Origin of the sequence: Pseudomonas sp. CP4, from assembly GCF_047758505.1 — a bacterium.
Classification (GTDB): Bacteria; Pseudomonadota; Gammaproteobacteria; order Pseudomonadales; family Pseudomonadaceae; genus Aquipseudomonas; species Aquipseudomonas fluorescens_AO.
Window position 1 is genome coordinate 5905528 of the sequence record NZ_CP180489.1, and the last position, 9947, is coordinate 5915474.

Genomic DNA, 9947 nt, shown 5'->3' on the forward strand with positions numbered 1-9947 from the left:
CTCAACGGGGCGAAGCAACGGGGCATGGCGATTATCAGCGCGTTGTTGATCGCCGCCGTGGTGGCGGTGATCGCGGCGGGGATGTTGACGCGCCAGAGCGTGGCGACCCGGGCGCTGGAGGCCGATCAGCAGCGGGTGCAGGGGCGCTGGGTGGCGCAGGGTGGTCTGGAGATCAGCCGACAGTTGCTGTGGGATGCGCGCCTGCGTGATCCGTTGACCCGGCGCGATCAGCCTTGGGCGCAGCCGTTGTTGGCGGCGGGTTTTGCCGGGCGGCTGGAGGATGAGCAGGGCAAGTTCAACCTGCGCAATCTGGTCGCCAACGAGCGCATCGATGAGGCGCAGGTGCAGGCGTTCGAACGGTTGTGCGAGTTGATCGGTGTGAGCGCCGTTGTCGGCCAGCGCATTCGCCAGCGGGTGATCGCGAGCTATCCGCATCTGCTCAATGCGCAGATTGGTGCGACGGGCAAAGCGGGTTTCGACAGCGGCCGCGCGACGTCGCCGGATGCCGATCACAAACCGCAACCGCCGAAGATGCCGATGCTGCGCACACTCGATGACTTGCGCAGCGTCGAAGGCGTGACCGATGCGCTGATCGGCCAACTGGCGCCGTACGTGACGGTGATTCCGGCGACGACGTGGATCAACGGTAACACCGCCACGGCGCAGGTGCTGGCGGCGTATGTGCCGGGGCTTTCGCTGGAGCGGGCGACGGCGTTGATTGCCGAGCGTGACGCCGGGCGCTGGTTTATTAACCGCGGGGATTTTGTGAACCGCTTGCGCATGCCGCAGCTGGAAGTGAGCAGCGTCAAGGTCGGCATCACCAGTGACTGGTTTCGTTTGCGCGGTGAGGCGCGGCGTGATCAGCGCCGGGTCAGCCTCGACGCTTTGCTGCACCGCAGCGAGGATCGGCTGCCGCAGGTGATCTGGTCGCGGGTGGGCGCATGAGCCAGTTGCGCGTCGCGTTGCCGCCGCTGGCGGAGCTGGAGTTGCACAGCGAAGTGAGTTGCGCCTGGCTGGATCGTCAGGGGCAGGTCAGTCGTGAGGAACGGCTCACTTTGAGTCAGTTGGGGCAACAGCCAAAACAACCGCCGCTGCTGTGTTTTCTGCACCCGGCGGACAGCCTGCTCGCCAGCATTGATCTGCCGCCGCTGCCCGCGAACAAAACGGCGGCCGCTGTGCAGTGCGCGGCGCAGGCGTTGATGCTCGGCGACAGTAGCCAGATGCATATCGGCCATAGCCCTCGCGATGCGAGCGGGCAGGTGCAGATTGCCTGGGTTTCGCGGCAGCATTTGCAGCGCTTGGCTGCGGTGCTCAAGCAGGCAGGGTTGAGTTTGCGCGGTTTGTATTCGGCGCCGTATAGCCTGCCAATGGCGCCCGGTGTTGTCGCTTGTGTGGCGGACGGTCATTTGCTCCGGCGCGAGAGTTTGAACAGCGCACAGGTTGAACCGTTGCTCGGTGACGAAGTTGATGAGGCATCGTTCGCAGCGGACGCGACACAACGCTGGATCGGTCCCTTGCCCGGTTGGGGTTTGCACGGTGGTCTGCAGCAAACCGGCGGCGAGCAACGTGGCTGGGGTCGCGCTGTCGGGTGTGTGGCTTTGGCCGTGTCAGTCTGGGTGGTCGGCCTGAATCTGTACGCCGCTCGCGAAGCGCGGCAGGGCCAGCAGCTCAAGGCGCAGATGAGTCAGCGGGTGAAGCAGGCGTTTCCTGAATTGACGGTGATTCTCAACCCGCTGCAACAGGCGCGTCAGCAACTGGAGCAGCGGCAAAAAGGCGCGGTCGATGACCCGGCGCAGAACTTCAATCGGCTGGTGTTGCAGGCCGGCACGGGCATGCCGTTCATGGCTGGCAGTGTCGAGCGCCTGACCTATCGCGACGGCGCCTTGCAACTGGCGTTGCTAAGCGATGCGAACCGTGGCGGCAACGACAAGGGCTGGCAAAGCACATTGGCCCAGGCCGGCATCAGCGTCACTGCCGATGACGCAGGCTGGACGCTGCGCCCGAGCGATGAATCCAGCGCCAACAACAACGAAGACGACGACAGCGGAGCAGACGATGAGTAGGGCGACGCTGGCGATCTATCGTACGCGTTGGCAGCGCTTCAGCAGTCAGTTGCAGGCGCGCTGGCAGCCGTTGGCGCTGCGTGAGAAACGCATGGTCGCCGGCATGGCGCTGGTGCTTGTCGGTCTGCTGATCTGGCTGACGCTGGTCAAGCCGCCGTTGGCCAGGATCACTTTTTGGCAGAGCGAAACGCCCAAGTTGCGCGCGCAAACCGAGGCGCTGGAAGTGCTGTTGCGCAGCGTCAACGTGCGGCCTCAGGGGCAAAGCGTTGGCCAGTCGCTGGAGCAGAGTCTGCAAGCGGCGGGGCTGGCCGGGCATTACCAATTACAAGCAGCGGAGGGCGGTACGTGGCAGTTGAATGTCGACGCCGCGCCGGCCGATGCGCTGCTCGACTGGCTGCTCAGCCAGCCGTCACAACTTTCTCTGCAGGTGGTCGAGGCGCAGTTGCAGCGCGCAAGCGAAACCTCGACCGATGTCACCGCCGGCACATTGTCAGGCACCGTTCGCATGGATCAGGCGCAGGGCGCTAAGGAAGCTTCATGAAGGAGTCACGCTGCAAACCGGCACGTCTGGCGCTGCCGTTGTTGCTGATGGCATTGAGCGCGTGCAACAGCACCACGACGCCGCAGAATCAGCCGCCGCTGTTGGTCGACAGCGAGCTCGGGCGGCCGCTGGCCAACACCCAGCGCAGCGGCGATGCGGTGGCCGATCGCGAACGGGCGCAGGCTCAGGCGCGGCCGGTGCCGAAGCAGTTGCACAACATCAGCCAGCGCGGGCGCGGTGGTGCTGCGGCGACGAGCAACTCGGTCGCGCGCAATCCGTTGGGCGAGCAACCGGTGACGCTGAATTTTGTCGAGGCGGATATTCAGGCGGTGGTGCGTGCGCTGTCGCGGGCCACCGGGCAGCAGTTTCTCGTCGATCCACGGGTCAAGGGCAATCTGACCTTGGTCTCGGAAGGTCAGGTGCCGGCTCGGCAGGCCTACGACATGCTGCTCGCGGCGTTGCGCATGCAAGGCTTCAGCGTGGTCGATGTCGGCGGCGTTGCGCAGGTGGTTCCCGAGGCCGACGCGAAACTGCTCGGCGGGCCGATCTACAGCGCTGACAAACCGGCCGGCAACGGCATGCTCACCCGCACGTTTCGTCTGCAATACGAGAACGCGGTCAACCTGATCCCGGTGCTGCGCCCGATCGTTTCGCCGAACAATCCGATCAATGCTTATCCGGGCAACAACACCGTGGTGATCACCGATTACGCCGAGAACCTCACCCGCGTCGCGCAGTTGATCGAGAGCATCGACACGCCGAGCGCGATCGACACCGATGTGGTGCAGATCCAGAACGGCATCGCTGCCGATATCGCGCCGATGGTGGCCGACTTACTTGACGCGCCAGGCAATGATCCGACGCAGAAAATCGCGGTGATCGGCGACCCGCGCTCGAACACCATCATCATCCGCGCCGGCAGCCCCGAGCGTACCGAGTTGGCGCGCAACCTGATCTACAAACTCGACAACGCGCAGAGCAATCCAAGCAATCTGCACGTGGTTTATCTGCGCAACGCCCAAGCTGCAAAACTTGCGCAAGCCTTGCGTGGTTTGCTCACCGGCGAGAGTGACAGCGGCAGCAGCGACGCGGCGCGGTCGGTGCTCAGCGCAATGGGTAGCAGCACCGGCGGCAATGCCGGGCAGAACGGTCAGAGCAGCACACCGAGCACTGGCACTTCAACGACGACTGGCAGCGGCGCAACCGGCGGCAGTTATGCTCAGGGCAGTGGCGGCGGGGCCAGCAATGGCGGTACGCAGAGCAGTGAACAGAACGTTGCTTTCAGCGCTGGCGGGGTGACGATTCAGGCCGACGCCACCACCAACACGCTGCTGATTTCTGCGCCGGAACCGCTGTATCGCAATTTGCGTGAGGTCATCGATCTGCTCGATCAGCGCCGTGCGCAAGTGGTGATCGAGAGCCTGATCGTCGAGGTCGGCGAGGACGATGCCAGCGAGTTCGGTGTGCAATGGCAGACCGGTAATCTCGGCGGCAAAGGCGTGATCGGTGGCGCCAATCTGGGCGGCGCGGGTCTCAACACGGGAGCCAGGAACAGCATCGACGTACTGCCACAGGGTTTGAACCTCGGCTACGTCAACGGCACGGTCGACATCCCCGGCATCGGCAAGATCCTCGACCTGAAAGTGCTGGCCCGGGCGCTGAAGAGCAAGGGCGGCACCAATGTGCTGTCGACGCCAAACCTGCTGACCCTGGACAACGAAGCGGCGAGCATTTTTGTCGGCCAGACCATCCCGTTTGTCAGCGGCAGCTACGTCACCGGCGGCGGGGGCACCAGCAACAACCCGTTCCAGACCGTGACCCGCGAAGAGGTCGGTCTCAAGCTCAACGTCCGCCCGCAGATTTCCGAGGGCGGCACGGTGAAGCTGGATATCTATCAGGAAGTCAGCAGCATCGACGAGCGTGCATCCAACAGCGTGACCTCGGCCGGCATTGTCACCAATAAGCGGGCGATCGACACCAGCATTCTGCTTGACGACGGGCAGATCATGGTCCTCGGCGGATTGCTTCAGGATGGTTACAGCCAGAGCAATGATGCGGTGCCGTGGCTGTCGACGATCCCGGGCATCGGCGCGTTGTTTCGCAACGAACGCCGGGCGATCAGCAAGACCAACCTGATGGTGTTCCTGCGCCCCTACATCATCCGCGACAGCGAAGCGGGGCGCAGCATCACCCTCAACCGCTACGACTTCATGCGCCGCGCCCAGGGCGGCTTGCAGCCTGAACGCAGCTGGGCGATGCCCGACATGCAGGCGCCGCAACTGCCAAGCGCCGCGCAAGGCGTGCCAGCACCGGGGCCGACATCAGGCCCACGCGCCACGATCAAAGCCGTACCGATCGAAGGGAGCACCCGGTTTTGACTGGAATGATGATTGTGGCGAGGGGATTCATCCCCGCTCGGCTGCGCAGCAGTCGTAAAACCGGTACACGCGATTTGCCTGGAGAAACCGGTTCTAAGGTTTTGGGTCTGCTTCGCAGCCCAACGGGGATAAATCCCCTCGCCACAGAGGTTCCCATTGCTACAGGGCATCCCATTGCCACATGAGATCTCATTGCCACAGGGCATCCCATTGCCACGGTACCGATCGAAGGGAGCACCCGGTTTTGACTGAGATGATGACGGTGGCGAGGGGATTTATCCCCGCTCGGCTGCGCAGCAGTCGTAAAACCGGCACACGCGATTTGCCTATAGAAACCGGTTCTCAAGGTTTGGGTCTGCTGCGCAGCCCAACGGGGATAAATCCCCTCACCACAGAGGTTCCCATTGCTACAGGGCATCCCATTGCCACAGGGCATCCCATTGCCACGGTACCGATCGAAGGGAGCACTCGGTTTTGACTGAGATGATGATTGTGGCGAGGGGATTTATCCCCGCTCGGCTGCGCAGCAGTCGTAAAACCGGTACACGCGATTTGCCTGGAGAAACCGGTTCTAAGGTTTTGGGTCTGCTTCGCAGCCCAACGGGGATAAATCCCCTCGCCACTTGGGATCTCATTGCCACATGGGACCGCATTGCTATGGCGAATTGTGGGGAGGATGAACGATGAGTGCATTGCCTTACGCCTGGGCCAAGGCGCAGCGGATTCTTTTGTGCGATGGCGTGCTGACGGTGTGCCCGTCAACGCCTGGCTGGTCGATCAGCGAGGTGCGTCGGCAGTTCGGTGCGACGCAGGTGGAGCGGGTGCGTGATGACGAGCTCGACGGTTTGCTCGCCAGCGCTTACGCCGACACCGGCAGTGCGGCAGCGGTGGTTGGCGCCGCTGAGAACGAAGTCGATCTCGATCGGCTGATGCAGGACATCCCGGAAATCACCGACCTGCTCGACACTCAGGACGGCGCGCCGGTGATCCGCATGATCAACGCCTTGCTCACTCAGGCCGCGCGCGATGAGGCCAGCGACATTCATATCGAGCCGTTCGAAACCCATTCGGTGGTGCGCTACCGCGTCGACGGCACCCTGCGCGACGTGGTCTCGCCGCGCAAGGCGTTGCACGGTGCGCTGGTGTCGCGGATCAAGATCATGGCCCAGCTCGACATCGCCGAAAAACGCTTGCCGCAGGATGGTCGTATCGCCTTGCGCGTAGCGGGGCGGCCGATCGATATTCGGGTGTCGACGGTGCCCACCGGCCATGGCGAACGGGTGGTGATGCGCCTGCTCGACAAACAGGCCGGGCGCTTGCATCTGGAAACTTTGGGCATGGATGCGCAGGTGTTGGCAAAGCTCGATCACCTGATCCGCCAGCCCCACGGCATCGTGCTGGTCACCGGGCCGACTGGTAGCGGCAAAACCACCAGCCTCTACGCGGCGCTGGCGCGGCTGGATGCGAGCACCAGCAATATCCTCACCGTGGAAGATCCGGTGGAATACGATTTGCCGGGGATCAGCCAGATTCAGGTCAACGCCAAGATCGACATGACCTTTGCCCTCGCGCTGCGGGCGATTCTGCGGCAGGACCCGGACATCATCATGATCGGCGAAATCCGCGATCTCGAGACCGCGCAAATCGCCGTGCAGGCCTCGCTCACCGGGCATTTGGTGCTGGCGACGCTGCACACCAACGACGCGGTGTCGGCGGTCAATCGCCTGATCGACATGGGCGTTGAGCCATTCCTGCTCGCGTCATCCATGCTCGGCGTCCTTGCGCAACGCCTGGTGCGGCGCCTGTGCAATCAGTGCAAACAAGAGGACCCGGCCACGCCCGGCACTTGGCGCCCGGTCGGTTGCGCGGCGTGCAATCACACCGGTTACAGCGGCCGCACCGGCATCCACGAATTGTTCTGCATCGACGACGACATCCGCACGCTGATTCACCAAGGGGCAGGGGAGCAGGCCCTGCGCGCGGCGGCGTCGAAAGCGGGGATGTTCAGCCTGCGTGAGGACGGTGAGCGCTGGATTCGCAGCGGTGCCACCGCACCGGAAGAAATCCTTCGCGTGACACGGGACGCCTGATGAATCGCTATCGCTTTGAAGCGGCGGATGCCACCGGGAAAATCGAGTCCGGGCACCTTGAGGCGGACAGTCAGAGTGCGGCGTTCAGTGCCTTGCGCGGACGTGGATTGACAGCGTTGTCGGTGCACGAGGAAAGCAACGTCGCCCGACACGGTGGCGGCGGTTTGTTCAGCGCCAGACTCTCCGACAACGACCTCGCCTGGGCCACGCGGCAACTGGCGAGCCTGCTCGGTGCCAGCCTGCCATTGGAAGCAGCGCTGAGCGCGACGGTCGAGCAGGCCGAAAAAAAGCACATCGCCCAGACCCTCAGCGCCGTGCGTGCCGATGTACGCAGCGGCATGCGTCTGGCGGAATCGCTGGCGTCGCGGCCACGGGATTTCCCCGAGATTTACCGCGCGCTGATTGCCGCTGGCGAAGAGTCCGGCGATCTGGCCCAAGTGATGGAACGGCTGGCCGATTACATCGAGGAACGCAACAACCTGCGCGGCAAGATTCTCACTGCGTTCATCTATCCGGGCGTGGTCGGGCTGGTGTCGATCGGCATTGTGATTTTCCTGCTCAGTTACGTGGTGCCGCAGGTGGTCAGCGCGTTCTCTCAAGCGCGGCAGGATTTGCCGGGGCTGACCCTGGCGATGCTCACGGCCAGTGATTTCATTCGTGCGTGGGGTTGGTTATGTGCGGCGCTCATGGCCGGGGCGTTCTGGAGTTGGCGTCTGTATTTGCGCAATCCGGCGGCGCGCTTGAGCTGGCATCACCGGGTGCTGAAGTTGCCGCTGTTCGGGCGTTTCATTCTCGGTTTGAACACCGCGCGATTCGCCTCCACGCTGGCGATCCTCGGCGGCGCCGGGGTGCCGTTGCTGCGTGCGCTGGAAGCGGCGCGACAGACACTGTCCAACGACCGCTTGAGCCTCAGCGTCAGCGAGGCCACGGCGAAGGTGCGCGAAGGCGTCAACCTCGCCGCCGCGCTGCGGGTGGAGAATGTCTTCCCGCCGGTGCTGATTCACTTGATCGCCAGCGGCGAGAAAACCGGCTCGCTACCGCCGATGCTCGAGCGCGCGGCGCAGACCTTGTCGCGGGATATCGAACGACGGGCGATGGGCATGACCGCGTTGCTCGAGCCACTGATGATCGTGGTGATGGGCGCGGTGGTGCTGGTGATTGTGATGGCGGTGTTGTTGCCGATTATTGAGATCAACCAGTTGGTGCAATAGCCCGGTTTGATGTTGTCAGGTCGGGCCTCATCGCTGGCAAGCCAGCTCCCACAGGTTTTTGTGTTGTACCCCAGGTTGCATTAACAACACTGCACTCCTGTGGGAGCTGGCTTGCCAGCGATTGGGCCATTCCAGCCAACAAATTACCCAAATTACTTTCACCGGTCTGCCTACCACCCGAGCCCCAATCCGCCCATCCTCGGGTTCTCCATTCTGTCATCTGCAACCACCCGCCAACGGCTCCAGCCCGATTCAGCCAAACCCGCGATCCAGACGCGCCGCAACCCACCGCAAACACCCGAGAAATCCGCGCAAAAATCCCTCCGCAGCTCCCGAGGTTTTTTCCTTTATCTGTCACCGGAAGCTGCGAATTTCTCCCTGCGGCTCCACCACGGTGGACCCTCCCGGTGTCATGCAAGCCTTCCGAAACCTGTGTTCCAAACCAAGTTGAAAAGGAGATTCTTCATGTTCAAGCGCACTCTGATCGCCGCCTCAATGACCGTCGCCGCTCTGGCTTCCGCCCAGGCCATGGCCGTAACCGGTGGTGGCGCCTCGCTGCCTGCCGCGCTGTACAAAGGTTCTGCCAACAGCATCCTGCCTGCCAACTTCAGCTACGCCGTGACCGGTAGCGGCGTCGGCAAAAGCGCTTTCCTGACCAACAACGCTGCCCAGTTCAGCACCACCGGTACTGTGCACTTCGCCGCTAGCGACTCGATCCTCAGCGCTGCGGAACTGAGCACCTACACCGCCAACTTCGGTGCTTCGTACGGCCCGCTGATCCAGCTGCCATCGGTGGCCACTTCGGTTGCCATTCCGTACAAAAAATCCGGTCAGACCGCGCTTAACCTGACCAGCGCTCAACTGTGCGATGCGCTGTCGGGCACCGCCACCACTTGGGGCGCTCTGCTGGGTACCGCCGACAGCACGCCGATCCGTGTGGTTTACCGCAGCGTGTCCAGTGGCACCACTGAAATCCTCAGTCGCCACCTGAACGCCGTTTGCCCAGGCAAATTCGCCGTCAACTCCACCTTCACCAACGCTCGTCTGCCGGCCGGTTCCGCGCTGCCATCGACTTGGGTCGGCGTAGCCAACACCGCTGATGTGGCCACTGCGGTGAACGCCGTGGACGGTTCGATCGGCTATGTGGGTCCGGACGGCGTGAACGCCACCAGCAACGCTGTGGTTGCCCGCGTCAATGGCGTCCAGCCAACCAACGCTAACGTGACGCTGGCGCTGAGCACTGCACCGGTGCCAAGCGCACCTGCCAACCCGGCTGGCTGGGCCCCGGTCGTGCCTAACCCGGCAAGCGGTTACCCGATTGTGGCTTACACCAACTTCATCTTCGGCCAGTGCTACAAAGATGCAGCCGTGGCCACCGCCGTGCGCAACTTCCTGACCACCCACTACAGCAACCCGGGCAACAACGTCGCCACCGTCGCCCACAGCTTCACGCCGGTTCCCAACAACTGGAAAACCGCTGTGACCGCCAACTTCATCACCAACACCTCGGGCAACAACCTGGACATCAACAACGCCAACGCCTGCAACGGCATTGGTCGTCCTTTGTAAGCCTTGTCTCAACTGCAATGAAACGGCAGCAGCCTTCGGGCTGCTGTTTTTTTTTGCCGATTTACTCCTCGATCATGAAGTTTGTGTGACATCCG

7 protein-coding genes are annotated in these 9947 nt (G+C 63.0%); all 7 read left to right on the forward strand.

Annotated elements, in window-relative coordinates; genetic code table 11:
- Window positions 1-24: 24 nt before the first annotated feature.
- The 7 genes from gspK to ACMYUN_RS26740 all read left to right on the forward strand — a co-directional run bounded on the left by gspK (window position 25) and on the right by ACMYUN_RS26740 (window position 9852).
- Complete coding sequence (gene gspK, locus ACMYUN_RS26710; RefSeq protein ID WP_415762276.1) at window positions 25-945, forward strand: type II secretion system minor pseudopilin GspK; 921 nt, start codon at window positions 25-27, stop codon at window positions 943-945.
- Window positions 942-2063, forward strand: a complete 1122-nt coding sequence (gene gspL, locus ACMYUN_RS26715; RefSeq protein WP_415762277.1) for a type II secretion system protein GspL — start codon at window positions 942-944, stop codon at window positions 2061-2063. The genes gspK and gspL overlap by 4 nt, the downstream gene beginning before the upstream one ends.
- A complete protein-coding gene (gene gspM / locus ACMYUN_RS26720) occupies window positions 2056-2604 on the forward strand; it encodes a type II secretion system protein GspM (RefSeq protein WP_415762278.1) in 549 nt (182 codons plus the stop codon). The genes gspL and gspM overlap by 8 nt, the downstream gene beginning before the upstream one ends.
- Window positions 2601-4982, forward strand: coding sequence for a type II secretion system secretin GspD (gene gspD, locus ACMYUN_RS26725; RefSeq protein WP_415762280.1), 2382 nt, complete (start codon window positions 2601-2603; stop codon window positions 4980-4982). The genes gspM and gspD overlap by 4 nt, the downstream gene beginning before the upstream one ends.
- A gap of 683 nt (window positions 4983-5665) precedes the next feature.
- Window positions 5666-7072: a type II secretion system ATPase GspE gene (gene gspE / locus ACMYUN_RS26730; RefSeq protein ID WP_415762281.1), complete on the forward strand. Its 1407-nt coding sequence runs from the start codon at window positions 5666-5668 to the stop codon at window positions 7070-7072.
- Window positions 7072-8283, forward strand: coding sequence for a type II secretion system inner membrane protein GspF (gene gspF / locus ACMYUN_RS26735; RefSeq protein WP_415762283.1), 1212 nt, complete (start codon window positions 7072-7074; stop codon window positions 8281-8283). Before gspE ends, gspF begins: the two co-directional genes overlap by 1 nt.
- A gap of 465 nt (window positions 8284-8748) precedes the next feature.
- Complete coding sequence (locus ACMYUN_RS26740) at window positions 8749-9852, forward strand: substrate-binding domain-containing protein (RefSeq protein ID WP_415762284.1); 1104 nt, start codon at window positions 8749-8751, stop codon at window positions 9850-9852.
- Window positions 9853-9947: the final 95 nt, after the last annotated feature.

What these genes read in the sequence shown, in the direction of transcription:
- gspK (WP_415762276.1), top strand. Translation starts at nt 25, where the DNA reads ATGGCGATTATCAGCGCGTTGTTGATCGCCGCCGTGGTGGCGGTGATC.
- gspL (WP_415762277.1), top strand. Translation starts at nt 942, where the DNA reads ATGAGCCAGTTGCGCGTCGCGTTGCCGCCGCTGGCGGAGCTGGAGTTG.
- gspM (WP_415762278.1), top strand. Translation starts at nt 2,056, where the DNA reads ATGAGTAGGGCGACGCTGGCGATCTATCGTACGCGTTGGCAGCGCTTC.
- gspD (WP_415762280.1), top strand. Translation starts at nt 2,601, where the DNA reads ATGAAGGAGTCACGCTGCAAACCGGCACGTCTGGCGCTGCCGTTGTTG.
- gspE (WP_415762281.1), top strand. Translation starts at nt 5,666, where the DNA reads ATGAGTGCATTGCCTTACGCCTGGGCCAAGGCGCAGCGGATTCTTTTG.
- gspF (WP_415762283.1), top strand. Translation starts at nt 7,072, where the DNA reads ATGAATCGCTATCGCTTTGAAGCGGCGGATGCCACCGGGAAAATCGAG.
- ACMYUN_RS26740 (WP_415762284.1), top strand. Translation starts at nt 8,749, where the DNA reads ATGTTCAAGCGCACTCTGATCGCCGCCTCAATGACCGTCGCCGCTCTG.